Origin of the sequence: Pandoraea eparura (assembly GCF_902459725.1) — a bacterium.
GTDB lineage: Bacteria > Pseudomonadota > Gammaproteobacteria > Burkholderiales > Burkholderiaceae > Pandoraea > Pandoraea eparura.
Window position 1 is genome coordinate 1 of sequence record NZ_CABPSH010000018.1, and the last position, 16,419, is coordinate 16,419.

The following is a 16,419-nucleotide window of genomic DNA, read 5'->3' on the forward strand; positions in this document are numbered from 1 at the left end:
CGGTCTACCCAGACCACCCCCGCGCCAGTGCTAGCTTTGCGTACCGTCACTTATTGCACTGAAAACGAGGAGACCCCGCCATCCGGCGAGACGCGGATGTCCTGCGGCATACCCTTCTTTTCCAGCTCAAGATAACCGATGACCTTGCGATTGACGAGATCAATCTTGGCCAGCTTCCCGCCGAACTCACAGGTAAAGAGCGCGTACCTGCCGTCGATCGACAAATCAGCATGGTTGATGCCCTTGCACTCTGGCACGGACAGGCTCGACTTCAGCGCCATCGTGTGCGGATCGCGAAAGTCCAGCCGAGCATGGGCTTCCGCCACCACGATCGCTTCCTTGCCGTCCGGCGTGAAGTACATGTTATAGGGATCGTCAACCTTGAGTTCCTTGCCGGGCTTGCCTGTCCTCGGATCGATCGGCGTCAGGCTTCCGTCGGGGCGGCCTTCGGCGTTGTTGGCTACCCATAGCGTCTTCAGGTCCCATGACGGAACGACGTGTTGCGGGCTGTAGCCGACGTGAAACTTTCCCACCACCTTGAACGTCACCGGATCAATCACGTAGACGTCGTTGGAGCGCAGGTTGGGCACATAGATCCGCGGCAGCGCATCCGCCACCGTCGCGCTGAAGTGGCCGGCGCCTGCTTCACTGTACAGGTTGCTTGCGTCCACCACGGGGGGCATGTCGGCCACGGTAGCAATAGCCGTTGCTGCGGAGGCTATGCAGGTGACGCCTAAACCGGCTAGGGCAACGCCAACAGACGAGACAAGCAGCGACAAGCGACGAGAACACTGATGCATGGTGAGTTCCGTTATCAGATGAATGTGTAAGGAAGAGTTAGATGCCGGCGGATCCGTCAGCGGCCCGCGGTCTCATTTCTGACGGCAGCGATGGTTCGCGACACAATCGCATCGGTTCCCAGTCTACCGAGCTCAGCTGTTGAGCGACGCGGATCACCGCCATAGACACCGTCAGCCGGTCCGAGTTTCGGACCGCGTCGCAACCGATCCTCGCGAACCATTTGCGGTGCCAGCGCGAGCAGCAACGACGTATCCCCAAGTCCCGCATGTGTGCCGATCTCGTCATCGCGGTAACCACGTTGGCGCAGAATTTTCGCGTAGCCATCGGAACTGGTGCCGTAGTATTCGGTTGGCACGAACGCTCGGGCCGCTGAGCCTGACCACGCTTTGTTGAGCTGGGCAACAGCCCGCCTGATGTCGTTCTGATAACCGCCGTGATCGCCGAGGAACACAATGTTCCTGAACCCGTGGATCCTGAAGCTGTTAGCGGCGGATTCCAGCGTTTTTTCAAACACGTCGTCCGGCACCGTGATGGTGCCGGGAAAGCGCATGTGCGAAGTAGGCGGAGCGTAGCTGCCCTCTGGCACATAGGCGATCACGGGCGCAACGAGCGCATTGCCGAGTCCCTCCGCAATACGCTGTGAAAGCACCTTCACCCGCGCGTTGTGCTTGCCGAGCGCGACATCAGGGCCGCTTTGCTCGGTTCCGCCGATCGGGATCAGGATGGTAGTCTTTCCCGCCTGAATCTGGTCGCGCAGTTCGGTCCAGGTCAGGTCCTCAAGGAACACGGTTCTCGATGCTTGTGCAAACGCGGCCTGTGTGGCGATGAGCAGAATGGCAGAAGCAAAAGCATGCCGAAGTGGTAAGCGCATGAACAGTCCTCATGGAAAATGCGAATTGGGGGCATGCCAAGATAAGGGGAAATTTCCCACATAACGCTAAAAGCAATATGGCTTATTAAACCGCAACGGGAATTGTGGGGGCCGGTTGGTTTAAATTAATGCGGGCACGCCACAAGTACTCCCTACGAGAAGTTGTCTGTTTTCCTGAGGGCAAACAACGCGCTCGAAGCCAACCGACAACTTTTGCGTCAGCTCGCCGCTCGCGACACGTGGACCTCGACGGTTAGATGCGAGAGTTCGTTCAAGTGCCTGAGTGCAGCGCGATAGAACATCGCGCGTGCGCGCGGCGCGACGAGTGGCTATCGAAACAATTGCGCCCATATGTTCCGGGCCGAGGCGCCACACATGCAGGTCCACGACCTTGTCGCCCTTGTTCTCTATAAGTCGACGTACCTCGTTGGACAGTCGCTGGTCTGGGTTCATGTCAAGCAGAATGGCCCCTGTGTCTCGCATTAGACCCCAAGACCAATTCGCAATTACCAGGGCACCAATCACGCCAGCAAGCGGGTCCATCCAGAGCCAACCGAGCGCGCGGGCCAGCAGCAGCCCGATGATTGCCAGCACGGAAACAGCGGCATCGGCAATGACGTGAACGTACGCAGAGCGAATGTTGTGATCACGGTGTGCCGCAGCAGGTGAGTCGCCAAGACGGTGAGCGTGCTCTTCGAATTCGACGCGGTGTTCGCCATCAGGTAGGCGGATTACTGCCTGGAAAGCATGCGGTTCGGGGATACTCTCCGTTGACTCCAGATACTCGCCACGGTCTACAAACACGAAAGTTTGGGACCTCCCATCGGGGCGCACAGTATTTACCGAAACGGCCTCTGCGATCAGTTGTGATGATCCGTCTATCGGCGTGATGCGAAATACTGGGGGCACACCAACCTCGAAAATCGTTACGGCAAACTCAGTGGCGCCGCTGAGGATGTGCTTCGCTTCGCCGCCATGAGCGTGTCCAAGGCCGTGGTCATGTCCGTGGTGATCGCCGCTGAGCAGCCACACACTTGCGAGGTTATCCAGCAGGCCGAGAATCGCGATAGGAATCGCCTGATCGAAGTGGATGGGCACCGGGAAAAAGAAGCGTTTAACGGCCTCGTATGCGATCAGTATCGCGATCATGGCGAGTACGATGGCGGTGGAAAAGCCCGCGAGATCTCCCAACTTTCCTGTGCCAAATACAAAGCGGCGATCGGCAGCATGCCTGCGAGCGTGCGTGTACGCCAACGCGGCGATAAGCATCGCGCCAGCGTACGTTGACATATGCAAGCCGTCGGCGACGAGGGCCAGTGAGCCGAACAGACTGCCGCCGACAATCTCGACAACCATCATCGCGCTGCATAGAGCGATCACCATCCAGGTTCGGCGCTCGTTGTCTTCGTGGGCCGCGCCCAAGAAGATGTGGTCGTGTCCCGCGTCGAACGTGGAATCTTCAAAGTTGCTCATAATTGTTCATTTGAAATAGCTGTGAACGACGTCGATCAGTTGCTCAGTTCCACTGCCACGCTCGTCGGCGTGTTCTGCGTCAACCAGATGCGTTCGAATATGGTCTTCGAGAACCACGGCGAGCAGTCCATTCATGGCGCCGCGACAACTTGTGATTTGCTGTAGCACGTCCATGCACCCGCGCTCCTCGTCGAGCGCGCGCTCGATAGCCTCAATCTGGCCCTTGATCCGCCGGACTCGGTTAAGCAGTTGCTTCTTTTTGCGCACGGTATGACTCATCGCCCCCCCTTAAAATACTCTAGGGGGGTATACTAACATTGTGACGATGCGCGTTTGTGCAATGCCGAGATATTCGCCCGCCGACCGTGCCATAGCCTCAGGCAAAACCCCCATGCCCAAGGCGATGAGTTTGAACATATTGGCTGCGGTTGACCAGCGAACGCCAACTGCGCACAAACAGCGGCCACCCGCCCCACAGCACTGCCGGCGTTGCCAACGCGAATTCCAGCCACTGCAAGGCGCGCGGAGAAATCAGTTGCGTCGAGGCGTCCGGCCGGAGGTCCGCGCCCATGGTCATCAGGAATACGGGCACAACACCAGCGCAGCGCTCACCCGGAAGCGCCGCGTCATGTCGGCCAGTTCCGGGCTTTCTTCCACGGCAATGGCCTCGTTGGGTTCCAGCGCCATGCCGTACGTGGAACAGACCTCGGGCTCCGCCTGTCTTACTTCAGGATGCATGGGGCACGTGTATGCCTCAGCGGGCTGTTTCGCTATGTCCCCGGCACTGGTGACGGGGGCGCGTGCGGCATATTTACCAGGGTCCGCCTCAAAGCGTTGCTGACAGCTTGTCGAACAGAAGTAGTAGGTGACGCCCCGGTGCGACGTGTGGCCCGCCGCGGTACGCTCCTCCACGGTCATCCCGCAGACCGGATCGATTCTGGCCATGATGCCCCCCCACCGTACTGGAACGATTTCAGCTTAGAAATTCCCACGGTAGGACGGTCAACCTGTATTTTGGGTGCGCTCGCAAATCATGCGAAAAATCCGCTTGACATTACAACTATAGGAAGGACTACATTTGAAACGTACCGCGCCACTGACGACAGGGCTTGACCCGTCATTGCATCGCCTTGAGCGGGAGGTTTGGCCATGGCGAATGGCGTTCCGACACTGAACCACACGCCCACGCGCGTGGCCGCCAGGTCGCAATACAGTCGAGAACAATGAAAACGCGTCACGCAAGTTACGTAAAGCAGGTAGTGACAGCCCTCGTGGTGCTGTGGAGCATGCTGTTCATGCAGCTCGCCGTCGCCGCCTACGCTTGTCCGCACGCTTCGATGGCGTCGACCGAACAGTCGATGAACGACTTCACGTTTGCCACGTCGGGTTGCGCCCAACGCGACGCGGCCCAAGTGGGGCTGTGTCAAGCGCAAGGCGATGTCGGCAAGCAGTCTGTCGATACGTCGACGGACCTTGATCATCCCGTTGCACCTGGCCCCGCGCGTGTGTTCCCGATCCCCCGGGTAGCGGCCTCGCAGGCCAGTTCCTCGTCGCTCGCCCGCCCCGAGCTCGCTCGCGTCACCTCTCCCCCTCTGTCCATTCGCTATTGCTGTTTCCGGAGCTGATCCGCTCACCTTGGCCTCATTCGCGCGTCACAGGCATCTGTGGTCGCGAGAACTCTCTTTTGAGTGATTGCCGGCAATCACCTTTCAGGCCCGCTGGCGCCGCGCATCGCGAATTGCTCGCGATCGCCCACCCAGCTGCTTAGCGGTTGCTCGGCACGTAATGCCGAACCGGATAACGAGCCACTTACCTTCGCATGGGCTCGTGCCGCAATTTGAGAATTTTGGAGAGACAGAGCATGAAGAAAACATCCGTTTTGCTCCTGGGCCTTGTGGCCCTTGCGTCGGCCACGGCCGCTTTCGCCGGCCCCGACTTGGACGTGACCCAACGGCAGCGCCAGGTCGCGCAGGCCAAGACTGCCCCGGTCGACCCGCAACAAATGATGGCGCAGTGCCAAGAAATGATGAAGAGCATGCCGATGGACATGCACTCCGGCGCGATGGGGATGTCACAAGGCAGCACCACGATGCACGGCATGGCAAGTGCGGAATCTCCGGCGCCGGCGCCCGCCGACCTCAAACAACTTTACCGAGGACAGTAGTCGACTCGATCTGATTTGACCGCCGCCGGCATCGCACCCCCGAGTTCGATGCCGGCGCCCAAAGTGATTTCATAAGCTCGATTGGCACGACCGCAGTCCGTGGGCAGCCCCGCATGGCCACCCGCAAGACGCTAAGCGATCGGGCGCAAGGAGAGACAAATGAACTGCAGCCGCAAGACGATGATCAACCTCGCCCTGGTGATGGGCGTGGTGCTGGTGGCCGCCTATTTTGCCCTACCGCAATTCCATGCCCTGGTGCTTGGCATCGCGCCGTTTCTGTTAGTCCTGCTGTGCCCACTCTCGATGTTTTTCATGATGCGCGGCATGGGTTCGCACAACCAGGCGCACGATGAGAAAGCCGAGACCGGGCAGGCCACCAAGTCCGTGACGCAAAAAAACCTGGAGAAATGAGCGCATCCTAATGACAAACGCCTTCACCGCGATGCGGTGAGCGCCCCAGAACCACGGAGAACAAGATGAAGCGCAAAATTCGCCCGCGGATGACCGCGCTCGCCCAAGTCATCGCTCTGGCTGCGATGGCAAACGGCAGCTTGCCGGTAGCCACGGCAGCGCCCCAGGCCCCGGGGGGACACGCACCGAATGGTGTGAGCGCCCCGGCGGAAACCGTCTATGGGGGCATGCCACGATAAAGGCAAAATTGCCACATAACACCAAAAGTAATATGGGGCTTGCGTCAATGTGATTTCCTCGAATATGCCGATGAGGAGTATTCTCGCCTGACGAACCTCCTCCGCACTGTGTGGGCGCCGTTGTCCAACCTACCGCGCAGCAAACGCTCCACTAATCTGCTTTGCTCGTTTCACATCATCGCTGTGCAAATAGATAGACGTCGTTGAAATTGATGCATGCCGGAGGTTGTCTCTGACCGTGGTCAATTCAGCTCCGCGCATCAGTGCATGCGTTGCGTGCGTGTGTCGCATCCAATGCGGACTGGCGCGCCGCAATTTATCAGCGACAGCCGGACTCTCGGTCTGGAGGATATCGGCTGCTTGGGTAAAGAACCGGCGCATCACACTCCATAGCCGCGTCGAGGTGATGCCCGTGGCGGAATCTCCACCGAGGTCACCGATCAATGACGTGATCGGGACCCAAAGTGTCCGTGACGTTGGTAATCCACGCTCCAAGAGATGGCGTTCGAGCGCCATGCGTGCCAACGGTGGCAGCGCTACTTTGCCAGTGCGTGCCCCCTTGCCGACCAACGTGAGCCACTGATCACCGTGGTCATCAACCTCAACACTACCGAGGGTCGCTGCGACGAGCTCACTAGCTCGCAATCCAGTAGCGTAAGCAAAATCCAAGACAAATCGTAGACGCTGGGCGGCTGCCGCTTCCCATCCATACGACCATTCAAGCCCGTCTGCGATGGTGCGTACGAGCAGCCATTCGCCTTCTCCAAATACATGTGACGCATCGATTGACGCGCGGCGCGCCCCTCCGCGCACTTTGATGCCTGCAAACGGATTGGCGAGCACGTATCGCTGTTGAATCAACCATCGGTACATCGCTGCAAGCACAGATAAGGTGTAAGCACTTGACACGGCGGACAGCCCGCGCGCGAAAGGCCGCCACTCATGCGAGATGCGCGGCCGCGGCGGACCTACCCAGCGCTCGCGCGGCGTGGGTCGGCGTATGAAGCTTCGGTATGCGATCGCATCCTCCATGGTCAATGAAGACAGGGGGCGCTGGCGCTCGACGATCGCCCATAGAATTAACCGCTCAGCTTCTTTCCGATAGGCCCGTTGCGTAGCTGCCGATTCATGAAGCGCAAGCCAGGCTTTGACCGCTTCGTAATCGTTTGCTGCTCTCAACGTGCACGTCTTGCGTGGGGCTCGAAATGTCCCCTGCGAGCCATCTATCTCGTGCGGAAGCCGCAATTGTTCCCAAGGCACTACCGTGTTGGGGGTGGTAGCGACAATCAGGGCGCGGGCGCGCTCCGTGAGTTGCGGGTGCTGCGCGAAGAATGCCTCGATTTGTCGGGCACTCATCGGCCCCAGCCCCGGCACAGCGGACCACCAGCGACGTCGGCGCGGAATGCGTACTGTCAGATCAGCCAATGTCGCGATGCCGTAAGCGCGTAGCACCCGTACGGCCCGAGAGGGCAGCCACGTGGCGATATCGTCGCTAATCAGAGGCGCTGGCAAAGGCAATACACGTAGCGCTTCAATCGCCTGACTCGCAGCCCGTGCGCGCCGGATGCGCTCGCCAGCACTGTGCTCGAATACGACGGCGAGATCCTCGCGTTGGCGTCTGCGTGCCATCTCGCTTAACCGGCGCCGAATCTGCCCCAGCATGCCGCGCGAGGAAGCGCCGTCCGCTTTTCTGTCATTCAGATAGCGCTCGACCGCGGCGCGGGCGCTCAGTCCGGCATACCACGCGCGCAACGCGGCGAGTGACGCGTTATCGGGGAATTCCGGGGATATGGCGATTGGTGGCGGCATTGCGCATGCTCTCACGCATTCTCACGAAGACTAGTTTAGGACAGATTTGCGCCTATCGTGATAAGAAGACTTATCCTAATAGCATTCGAACACCTTCGTCATGCGCATGAGACTCGTGTGTTCAGGCTGAATTTATATGAATGCGTATGCGTTGGCCCGGGCATCAAACAGTGCATGATGCTCACCGCCATGCTCTGTCACGTACTGGATGAGTCGCTCGGAATTGATTTTCAGATAGACGTTCTCGTGCCTCCATCCCTGAGGCAGAGATCCTCGCAAGAGATGAGTGACAAGCTGATAATCGCAGTCAGAATCGTAGCTGAGAACGGGGCGTGGTTTGAGCGGAACAGCGCAAAGCCATGCCACCAACTCGTCCCTCACGTTGCTGGTTGGCATGGAGCGTCCTGAAATCTGGCCGAGTTGTGGTAACACCGTTTCGCAGACGAAACTATTGCAGAGCGACAGATCAAAATCTGTGCACTCCGCATAGAATTCGTCCCCGTTCTCGCTCACGATCGCGATGCTAATGAGCTGACACGCGTCGGCCTTGAAATCAGTGAATTCCGTGTCGATAAAGTATCGAGTCCTCCAAGGACTCCGGGGACCTCTGCGTAGAAGGGCACCGTGGGGCATTCACACCTTCCTGATAATGAGATTTCTCTTGTCACCAACGTCGATACCTAAACGCAGCTACCAGCCGCGCAGCACAGCGTCACCAGATAATTTTAGTCGCTTCTAATTATTAGAAAATCAAGCTCAAGCGCGCGATGTGGAGCGCGGCAAACACCAGCACAGGCTCAATGGCACCAACACCAGTGCTGCGCCGGCGTAGAACGTGACCGACGCGCCAAAGTATTCCCACATGGCGCCCGCAATCGCGCTGGCCAGCAGCATGGAGAGGCCACCGATTAGGTTGAACATGCCGAACGCGGTGCCGCGCAACGCTGCGGGGGACGATTCCGAGACCATTGTTGCGAGAGTGCCCTGCGTAAAGCCCATGTGCAAGCCCCACAACGCGACCCCGACAAACATTGACGAAATCGTGCGATTTGCTCCGAGAATCAGATCTGCCGAGATCAGCAGTAGCATGCCAATCGCGAGCAGCGTGCGCCGATCCATCCTGTCCGAGAGCATACCGACCGGCCATGCTGACACGGTGTACGTGAGGCTCATCACCACCATCACGCCAGGTATCCAGGCGATACTCAGGCCGCTTTGCTGCGCTCGCAACACGAGAAACGCTTCGCTAAAGCGGGCTAGCGCGAAGGCGGAACCAACGGCCACGACCCTCCAGTAGCGACTTGAGAACTCAGTCAGTGACCGCCAGTGCAGCGGCGACCGGAACCCTTGCGTCCCCCCTTCTGCGGGCGACTCACGAACGCAGAATACGATTAAAGCAATTGCGACGAACGCGGGCGCCACCGCAAACCACAACACCACACGAATCTGATCCGAAAACCAGAACATCAGCAAAATGGCGAGCAATGGACCAAGGAGTGCGCCGATCGTGTCCATCGACTGTCGCAGCCCAAAGCATGCACCGCGTATCTCAGTCGGGGCCACATCTGCGATTAGTGCATCACGTGGGGCGCCGCGTATTCCCTTGCCTGCGCGGTCAAGTAGCCGTGCACTCACAACGATCGCGGGTGATGTGGCCAGCGCAAACAGTGGTTTCGTGAGCGCGGAGAGCCCATATCCCAGAAGCAGTAAGCCTTTTCGCCGACCTAGCCAATCGCTGATTGCTCCCGAGAACACCTTCACAATCATCGCCGTCGCTTCCGCGACTCCTTCAAGCACGCCAAATGCCGCCACGCTCATACCCATCGTAGTGACAAGATAGATGGGCAGCAGCGCGTGGACAAGCTCCGATGAGAAATCCATAAAGAGACTGACGAGACCCAGCACCCAGACCGTGCGGGGTATCGATGCCTTCCGGGAAATTTGGAACTCAGTGGTCATCGCATATTTGTGCTTTGGCGCGCCGGAAACAATCTTCCGAAGGAGGTATTGACAGAGCGCGGTCGCCATTCTTTGTGCGCTATTTGAAGGGATCCTCGTGCGCCCCTGCTGGCGCACCATCCGCCCGCAGCGTCAACCTCGCCGACAGGCGTTGTTTGATATAGCGATACTCATGCCATGTCAGTGCAATAACGCCGAGATCAAGCACTGACAGAAGCAGTAACCAGATCGACTGCGTGTAGGTGTAGCGATACAACTGATAAGCAATAAACAGTCCGAATGCGACCATCGATACAGGGAAATACCAGAGTCGCTCGCGCAGTAGACCAATGATGAGCCACAACTTGACGACACCGTGAGCCAGCAAGTAAATCGCCGCAAATTTCTGCGAGCCAACCGAGAGATGCTGTACGGCGTGCATCAGGAAACTCGCCACGACATCATGGGGGTCTTCGGTCAGTTCATTGCCGGAGAATCGGAGCACGATCGAGAGGAATACCTGCGTTGGGACAAAGTACGCCACAACGCCAGCGAGGATCTCGGAAAGCGCAAATAACGCCTTGATCCACAAGCTTGTCTCGAATACCCAGTGAAGCCGCCTTTCTGTAGCGCCTGATAGACCTGTCACGCTTTTCCATCCTTAGGTGGCAGTGGCAATGCGAGCGACACGATGAGGCAGACGCTCAGGCCACGGCCGGTATTTTCGTCCGAGTAGGCGAGAGAAAGGCTGGCTCCCATTTTGTCCGCAATCGCCTTCACAATTGACAGCCCGAGGCCAGAGCCCGATTGTGTCGTTCCCAGCACTCGGTAAAACGGGTCGAACACGCGGGCGCGCTCCCCCGGGGGAATTCCCGGCCCCGTGTCCTGGACGCGCAGTTTCGCTTGACACTCCGAGACCTCAAGCATCAGGTCTACGCGGCCGCCGGCGGGCGTATAGCGAATCGCGTTGTCCACGAGATTCTTCATCAAAACACTCAAATCGGCCGGGCTGACGCACAGCGACACGTCCCCCTTTGCCTCGATGCCGATATCGATTTGTTTGGCTTCTGCCAGTGGATACAGCGTTTCGAGAATGTGACGATACACCTGGAGAACGGACTCGGTTCTGGCGTTGCCGTCGCGCGGCATCGCCTGCACGCTGGACAACGTGAGCAGATGTTCCAGCATGTGTCGCCCGCGCTCGATGCCGTGACGCAATTCGATGAGTCGCTCTTCCGCAGTGGCTGACATTTGCGCCTCGGACAGTCGCTCCGCCTGCAACGACAGTGCCGTAAGGGGCGTGCGTAGCTCGTGTGCGGCATCGGCGACAAAGCGACGCTGCGCGTCAACGGACGTGGCAACGCGCGAAAGCAGATTGTTAATGGCGCGGATAAACGGGCGGATCTCGCTGGGCAGGTGGTCGGCAGGTACAGCATGCAGCTCGCTGTACTGGCGCTGATCAATCTCCTTCGAAAGGCTGGCGACTGGCCGGAAGATCCTTCGCACGAGCCACCCGACCACAATCAGCAGGACCGGCACAAATGCCACCAGTGGCATGACGGTTCTAATTGCGCTGGTACGGGCGATTTCGTCTCTGACATCCGTCTCCTGTGCTACCGCAATACGTGTGCCGGAGCGCAGTGTTTTGACCAATACCCGATAAGGCTCGCCGCCCGAGGTGAGCGTTGTCAGGCCGTCACGCATCGTGACGGGCAGCGGAAGTGGCAGCTTGTCGTCCCCATCTCCCGCGCTTGGCGGTATTGAAGCCCCCAGACGCTGAACAATTACACGAGCTTCCTCGTCACTCGCTTGAGGGGCTCTAAGGTTGTGAAACTCGCTGGTCGGAAGATTGTTGTTATCGACGAGCGCTGCAACTTGCCGCAAGACGTCGTCTTGGAGTTCGTGCGCTTCGTCGAATGCCGCCCCAAACGAGATCACACCGGCGATCACGGCGAAAAAGAGGATTGCCGCCGATAGCCACAGACTCAAGCGCAGGCGGATGGAGTCGCTCAATCGCCCTTTAAGACCATCCATCCCGCCCCCCTGACATTCTTGATCGTGCTCGCCCCGAGCTTTTTGCGAAGCGAGTGAATGAGAAACTCGATCGCATTACTCTCGACTTCCTCCCCCCACCCGTAAATGCGGTCCTCCAGGTCACTTCGCGATAGGATCGCTCCGGGCCGGGTCAGTAACGCTTGTAGCAACGAAAACTCTCGGTTCGATAGCTGCACCGCTGACCCGTCCGGGGTCCGGGCTTCGCGTGTGCCGGGATCGAGCGTGACGATGCCGTTCGTCATGACCGGTGCCGCCTGTCCAGACTGGCGCCGCATGACGGCCCTTATTCGCGCCAGCAGTTCAGCCATCTCGAAGGGCTTGAGAATATAGTCGTCCGCACCGGCGTCCAAGCCCTTCAGTCGTTCCGGTAACGCATCGCGGGCAGTGACAATGATGATCGGTACACGTTGCCCTTGCGCTCTCAAGGTCTGCAAAACGCTGTGACCGTCTTTGCGAGGCAGTCCCAGATCGAGCAGCACCAGATCGTAGTGTTGGCAATCCGAGGCCGCTAAAGCCGCTTGGCCGTCGGTGACCCAATCCACCGCGAACGTCGCGTCTTTGAGTGAGTCGCGCACGACGCTGCCCACCATCGGATCGTCTTCTACGAGCAGGATTCGCATGTCATGCCCTCTGATGGAACGGCTCAGTGCGCTTTCGCCGCGGCGCGCTGCCTAAAGAGCAGCAGGCTGGTCAGAATGAATGCCAGCAACGCGAACGATGCAGAGTATCGACTCAGCGCAAGACCGCCGGCACTCACGGGTTTGTCCAGGAAGTCTCCCACAACGGCACCCAGCGGGCGGGTCAAAATAAATGCGGCCCAGAAAAGAAATGTGCGAGATGTGCGGGTCCACAAATACGCTGCAACCAGAATCAGCAGGAGCGCGCCGAACACCACCGCCGCCCCCGTATAGCCGAGCCCTGCCGTATCTGCGGTCCAGTCGCCTAGGGCAGTGCCGAGCGTTTGGGAAAACATGATCGTAACCCAATAGAACACTTCCGCTTTGGGCGAGTTGACGGTGTGGACGGAGACCGAGCCCATCGTCCGGTACCAGATCCAGAGCGAGCCGAGCAGCAAGGCGAGCAGAATTGAAGAGCCCCCGGCATAACCGATACCCAGCGATCTGTCGGCAAAGTCTGCGAGCGTGGTGCCCACCGTTGTCGTCGCGATAATGGTCGCCCAGTACAGCATTGGCGAGAACTGCCTGGCACGGATCTGTGCCGTGACAGCGACGGCAAAGATCACCGCGAATATTGCAGTGCCAACAAGGTAACCGAGGTTCATTGACATCGAGACTGGAGTTGCCCCTGTAACTCAGGACACGTGGACACCGTTAGGTTGATGACGCCGCTGCTCGCCTGAACTCGCGAGGCGAGCGGTATTTCAGGGCTTTGTGCGGGTGGCGCTCATTGTAATGTTCAAACGCAATGGCCAGACGCGAGAGCGCCGTTGGCGCGTCGGGCTTGTCCATATAGGCGACGTAATTGTGCTTCATGGTCTTCACGAACGATTCAGCCATGCCATTGCTCTGCGGCGAACGTACGGGCGTGGTCAGCGGCTCCAGGCCCAGCTCGCGCGCGAAGCTGCGCGTGCGATGGTCGATGTAGGCCGAGCCGTTGTCCGTCAGCCATTCGATGGCCTGCGCCGTCTGCGTGGTGCCGAAGCGCTGCTCGACGGCCGCCAGCATCACGTCGCGCACCACGTCGCCGCTATGCCCGCCGGTCGTAGCAGCCCAGCTAATCGCTTCCCGGTCACAGCAATCCAGCGCGAACGTCACGCGCAGCGGCGTGCCATCGTCGCACCGGAACTCGAAGCCGTCCGAGCACCAGCGGGTATTGCTCCTATCCACGGCCACGCGACCGTCGTGCCGCCGCTTGTCTCGCCGCACGCCGGGACGACGCAGCAACAAATGGTGCTCACGCATGACCCGATACACGCGCTTGTGGTTGATGCACGGTGCGCCGACCATCTCGCGACTGCGGCGCAGCAGCGCCCAGATGCGCCGGTAGCCGTAGGTTGGCAGATGCGCCACGTGGCCATGGATTTCCTCGACCAGTTCCGTGTCGTCGGTGGGCTTGGCACGGCGACCGTCTTGCCAGTCAGACGAACGAGCCTGCTTCACTGCCACAACAGAGCGCGCCACGCCGAGAACTTCGCAGACCGTTTTCAATGGTCGTCCCCCGGCAGCAAGGGCGAGCGCGCAATCAGGTTTTTTGAACGGCCCCATTCCACGGCTTCCTTCAGGATTTCGACTTCCATTGTCTTTTTCCCGAGCAGCCGTTGCAGCTCCTTGATTTCCTTGATGGCTGCAGCCAACTCCGATGCGGGCACTACGGTTTCTCCCGCTTTCACCGCCGCCAGACTGCCTTCCTGGTATTGCTTGCGCCAGCCGAACACTTGGTTCGGGTTCACGCCGTGCCGCCGGGCCACGGCTGACACCGATGCTCCCGGTGCCAGCGTCTCCTGCACGATGGCGATTTTTTCCTGCGCCGTGCGCCGCCGACGGCGCTCCGGCTCGGTCAGAATTTCGATGGGTTCCACGTAATGACTAGGCTTACTGATAGACACAAGACTATCCGTTATTTTAAGAGAGTCCTTGTGTCCTCAGATACGTGGGGCCGCTCCAGAGACCGCGTCGCCCCCTGTCTCACCCAGTGTGGTTGCAGCGATCTTGATCACCCAAAATAGCAGTGTGACCTCGGGCACCTTGCTCAGCGATTTCTGTACGGTTTCGTTCATGGTCAGATATATCGATCAGTAAATTAGGTTTGCTGACGTGCGGCTGCCCGCTCGGAAATCGAGAGGTAGAGCACCAGCACAACGATGGCCACCACGAATCCTGCACTTGTGCCGACGACCCCAAGCCCAAGGCCCCCATTGGATGAGGGTTGCGAGAGGAGATCGCCGCACGAGGCGCCGAACGGACGAGTCAGCACGTAGGCGACCCAGAACGTCGTGACTGCACTGCGATGGAACACAAATCGCGCAATCGCCGCAAGACCAATCAGCCCACCGAACACTAAGGCGGAGTTCGCGTACCCCAGATTCAGCCCCTCGGCCACCCAATCGCCGGCTGCCGTGCCTAAGGCGAAAGTCAGCAGAATAGCCGTCCAGTAGAAGAGTTCTCGCTTGATCGTGTCAATCGAATGAATCGACAAGGTGCGCTCCTTGGCGTACCAGATGCCGAACGTGAGGAGCAACGCGACGGAGAAGGCGAGCGTGGATGCCGCCAAGGGAACGCCCAGGTTATCGCTCAGGTTATCGGTGACCAATGTTCCGAAAACACTCACGAAGACGACGGTACTCCAGTAGCGCCACGGAATGTACCGCCGCGCCGACACCTGCAAGCCCAAAAATACGGCCAGAAGCAGGCCCATCACAGCAGACGTTCCTGTCAGCCCGAACCCCAGGTTGACGTTCAGGAAGTCGGCCGCCGTCTCGCCGACGGTGGTGGACATCATCTTGATGAGCCAAAACGTCAAGGTGACTTCCGGCACCTTGTTCAACCACTCCGGACTTGCCTGACTGACACGATTCATGATTGCCTCCGATTTCACTCGATAACGGGCGAATTCTCCGACAGCAGGCTTAGGGCACACTTAGGTATGCCAGCGTCGTATCCTTACGCCTTCACCCAACCACGCTCGATCAATCGTGCAAAAAACTTCCGGTGTACGCACCGGGCCACACGATACGCCGGGACTACCAGCCACGGCATTTGCCGCGTCACTAACCAGGCGGAAACAGTTGCGACGACCGCTGCGCCCACCATATCCATCGGATAATGCACGCCGAGAAAAATGCGCGCCCACGCGACGAACAGCCCGAGTAGCGCGGTGCAAACTCCCACCACGCGCGTACGCTGCTCCAAGACGAGCGCGAAGGCAACCGACCAGATCAACGTCAGATGATCGCTCGGGAACGAGCTATCGGGGGCATGCGACAGATAGGTGTGACCGATTCCCATCACAAACGGTCGCGGGTGTTGCCACACCCAGCCTATCGCCTGGTTCATCGCCAGTCCGACGGCGCCCGCAACTGCGGCGCCAACCAATGCTCGGCGTTGTGGTTCGTCGGCGCGCAGCCACGCCGCTACCAGCGTAATCGGGACGCCAAGTATTAGGTACTGAGCTAGGAATATCGCTAGCCCAAGCACGGGCGGCGACGGCAAAGCGTGCGCGTTCAGCATTAAAAATAGCGTAGTGTTAATGGATTCCATATCGCTCGTCTGAAGTTCTCGCTCGCATTACCGTTACGTCGCTATGCTGCACCATCGGCAGCTCAATCGTCCTTGTCCTGCGTCGACGAGATGACCGCCCCCGTATCCGCATTCACCTTCACGTCGAACACCTTGCCGCCACCCACCACCTCGACTTTGTAGAGGTGGCCCTGCTTTTCCTGATCGAATTCGGCTTGTGAGGCCTTACCGCTAACGTGTTTCTCCGCGATGCCTACGGCTTGTGTCAGCGAGATTTTGGCGCTGGCGGCAGCCATGGCATCGTTCTCTGAGTGCTGGCCGGCATACGCGAGCGTGCCGAGTGTCGCAAGGGTGACAGCTGCAAGGGAAAGTTTGGTAAATCGGTACATGATTGAGTTCTCCGAAAAAATGCGCGACCTTTCGCGCAAGAACAAGCGTAGGCGCCGACACTTAGCGTGGCAT

15 protein-coding genes and 4 pseudogenes are annotated in these 16,419 nt (G+C 59.1%); 3 read left to right on the plus strand and 16 right to left on the minus strand.

Features of this window, described 5'->3' with window-relative positions; translation table 11 throughout:
- Positions 1-71 precede the first annotated feature (71 nt).
- From PEP31012_RS22340 to PEP31012_RS22360, 5 genes and pseudogenes are all read right to left on the minus strand, one after another.
- Positions 72-800, minus strand: a pseudogene (locus tag PEP31012_RS22340) (YncE family protein); the annotation flags it as partial.
- Between the two features lie 56 nt (positions 801-856).
- Positions 857-1,672, minus strand: a complete 816-nt coding sequence (locus PEP31012_RS22345) for a creatininase family protein (protein ID WP_017234520.1) — start codon at positions 1,670-1,672, stop codon at positions 857-859.
- Between the two features lie 218 nt (positions 1,673-1,890).
- Positions 1,891-3,145 (minus strand): annotated as a pseudogene (gene dmeF, locus PEP31012_RS22350) (CDF family Co(II)/Ni(II) efflux transporter DmeF).
- Between the two features lie 6 nt (positions 3,146-3,151).
- Entirely contained in the window at positions 3,152-3,424 is a 273-nt protein-coding gene (locus PEP31012_RS22355; RefSeq protein ID WP_017234519.1) for a metal/formaldehyde-sensitive transcriptional repressor, read from the minus strand.
- A 297-nt stretch (positions 3,425-3,721) separates the two neighbouring features.
- Positions 3,722-4,090, minus strand: coding sequence for a YHS domain-containing protein (locus PEP31012_RS22360; RefSeq protein WP_017234518.1), 369 nt, complete (start codon positions 4,088-4,090; stop codon positions 3,722-3,724).
- Between the two features lie 278 nt (positions 4,091-4,368).
- On the opposite strand from PEP31012_RS22360, the gene PEP31012_RS22365 reads away from it, so the two are divergent.
- The 3 genes from PEP31012_RS22365 (at position 4,369) to PEP31012_RS22375 (ending at position 5,720) form a co-directional block, all read left to right on the plus strand.
- Complete coding sequence (locus PEP31012_RS22365) at positions 4,369-4,770, plus strand: hypothetical protein (RefSeq protein ID WP_017234517.1); 402 nt, start codon at positions 4,369-4,371, stop codon at positions 4,768-4,770.
- Between the two features lie 236 nt (positions 4,771-5,006).
- Positions 5,007-5,309 carry a hypothetical protein gene (locus tag PEP31012_RS22370; protein WP_017234516.1) on the plus strand — a complete coding sequence of 101 codons (303 nt, stop codon included), beginning with the start codon at positions 5,007-5,009 and terminating at the stop codon, positions 5,307-5,309.
- Between the two features lie 159 nt (positions 5,310-5,468).
- Complete coding sequence (locus PEP31012_RS22375) at positions 5,469-5,720, plus strand: DUF2933 domain-containing protein (protein ID WP_017234515.1); 252 nt, start codon at positions 5,469-5,471, stop codon at positions 5,718-5,720.
- 368 nt (positions 5,721-6,088) lie between these two features.
- Here the strand turns inward: PEP31012_RS22375 and PEP31012_RS22385 are convergent, their stop codons facing one another.
- The 11 genes and pseudogenes from PEP31012_RS22385 to PEP31012_RS22440 form a co-directional block, all read right to left on the minus strand.
- Complete coding sequence (locus PEP31012_RS22385) at positions 6,089-7,768, minus strand: site-specific integrase (protein ID WP_094068923.1); 1,680 nt, start codon at positions 7,766-7,768, stop codon at positions 6,089-6,091.
- A 756-nt stretch (positions 7,769-8,524) separates the two neighbouring features.
- Positions 8,525-9,727, minus strand: a complete 1,203-nt coding sequence (locus PEP31012_RS22395; RefSeq protein WP_107338503.1) for an MFS transporter — start codon at positions 9,725-9,727, stop codon at positions 8,525-8,527.
- A gap of 79 nt (positions 9,728-9,806) precedes the next feature.
- Positions 9,807-10,298, minus strand: a complete 492-nt coding sequence (locus PEP31012_RS22400) for a DUF2127 domain-containing protein (RefSeq protein WP_244916919.1) — start codon at positions 10,296-10,298, stop codon at positions 9,807-9,809.
- 53 nt (positions 10,299-10,351) lie between these two features.
- Positions 10,352-11,740: an ATP-binding protein gene (locus PEP31012_RS22405; protein ID WP_094068926.1), complete on the minus strand. Its 1,389-nt coding sequence runs from the start codon at positions 11,738-11,740 to the stop codon at positions 10,352-10,354.
- Positions 11,716-12,381: a response regulator transcription factor gene (locus tag PEP31012_RS22410; protein ID WP_094068927.1), complete on the minus strand. Its 666-nt coding sequence runs from the start codon at positions 12,379-12,381 to the stop codon at positions 11,716-11,718. Before PEP31012_RS22410 ends, PEP31012_RS22405 begins: the two co-directional genes overlap by 25 nt.
- 23 nt (positions 12,382-12,404) lie before the next feature.
- Positions 12,405-13,070: pseudogene (locus PEP31012_RS22415) on the minus strand (COG4705 family protein); the annotation flags it as partial.
- A gap of 22 nt (positions 13,071-13,092) precedes the next feature.
- Positions 13,093-14,291, minus strand: a protein-coding gene (locus PEP31012_RS22420) for an IS3 family transposase (protein WP_172417107.1) whose coding sequence is annotated in 2 segments (ribosomal slippage) — positions 13,093-13,976 and positions 13,976-14,291 — 1,200 coding nt in all. Because the reading frame shifts where the segments join, the coding sequence is not laid out codon by codon here.
- Between the two features lie 93 nt (positions 14,292-14,384).
- Positions 14,385-14,498, minus strand: a pseudogene (locus PEP31012_RS24185) (hypothetical protein); the annotation flags it as partial.
- 23 nt (positions 14,499-14,521) lie between these two features.
- Positions 14,522-15,298 carry a COG4705 family protein gene (locus PEP31012_RS22430; RefSeq protein WP_094068929.1) on the minus strand — a complete coding sequence of 259 codons (777 nt, stop codon included), beginning with the start codon at positions 15,296-15,298 and terminating at the stop codon, positions 14,522-14,524.
- Between the two features lie 83 nt (positions 15,299-15,381).
- Entirely contained in the window at positions 15,382-15,978 is a 597-nt protein-coding gene (locus tag PEP31012_RS22435; protein ID WP_094068930.1) for a phosphatase PAP2 family protein, read from the minus strand.
- 62 nt (positions 15,979-16,040) lie between these two features.
- Positions 16,041-16,346, minus strand: coding sequence for a PepSY domain-containing protein (locus PEP31012_RS22440; protein WP_094068931.1), 306 nt, complete (start codon positions 16,344-16,346; stop codon positions 16,041-16,043).
- Between the last annotated feature and the right edge of the window lie 73 nt (positions 16,347-16,419).

Coding starts and splice junctions, on each gene's coding strand:
- PEP31012_RS22440 (WP_094068931.1), bottom strand. CDS start 16,346: ATGTACCGATTTACCAAACTTTCCCTTGCAGCTGTCACCCTTGCGACA.
- PEP31012_RS22430 (WP_094068929.1), bottom strand. CDS start 15,298: ATGAATCGTGTCAGTCAGGCAAGTCCGGAGTGGTTGAACAAGGTGCCG.
- PEP31012_RS22395 (WP_107338503.1), bottom strand. CDS start 9,727: ATGACCACTGAGTTCCAAATTTCCCGGAAGGCATCGATACCCCGCACG.
- PEP31012_RS22345 (WP_017234520.1), bottom strand. CDS start 1,672: ATGCGCTTACCACTTCGGCATGCTTTTGCTTCTGCCATTCTGCTCATC.
- PEP31012_RS22405 (WP_094068926.1), bottom strand. CDS start 11,740: ATGGATGGTCTTAAAGGGCGATTGAGCGACTCCATCCGCCTGCGCTTG.
- PEP31012_RS22385 (WP_094068923.1), bottom strand. CDS start 7,768: ATGCCGCCACCAATCGCCATATCCCCGGAATTCCCCGATAACGCGTCA.
- PEP31012_RS22410 (WP_094068927.1), bottom strand. CDS start 12,381: ATGCGAATCCTGCTCGTAGAAGACGATCCGATGGTGGGCAGCGTCGTG.
- PEP31012_RS22435 (WP_094068930.1), bottom strand. CDS start 15,978: ATGGAATCCATTAACACTACGCTATTTTTAATGCTGAACGCGCACGCT.
- PEP31012_RS22370 (WP_017234516.1), top strand. CDS start 5,007: ATGAAGAAAACATCCGTTTTGCTCCTGGGCCTTGTGGCCCTTGCGTCG.
- PEP31012_RS22365 (WP_017234517.1), top strand. CDS start 4,369: ATGAAAACGCGTCACGCAAGTTACGTAAAGCAGGTAGTGACAGCCCTC.
- PEP31012_RS22355 (WP_017234519.1), bottom strand. CDS start 3,424: ATGAGTCATACCGTGCGCAAAAAGAAGCAACTGCTTAACCGAGTCCGG.
- PEP31012_RS22360 (WP_017234518.1), bottom strand. CDS start 4,090: ATGGCCAGAATCGATCCGGTCTGCGGGATGACCGTGGAGGAGCGTACC.
- PEP31012_RS22375 (WP_017234515.1), top strand. CDS start 5,469: ATGAACTGCAGCCGCAAGACGATGATCAACCTCGCCCTGGTGATGGGC.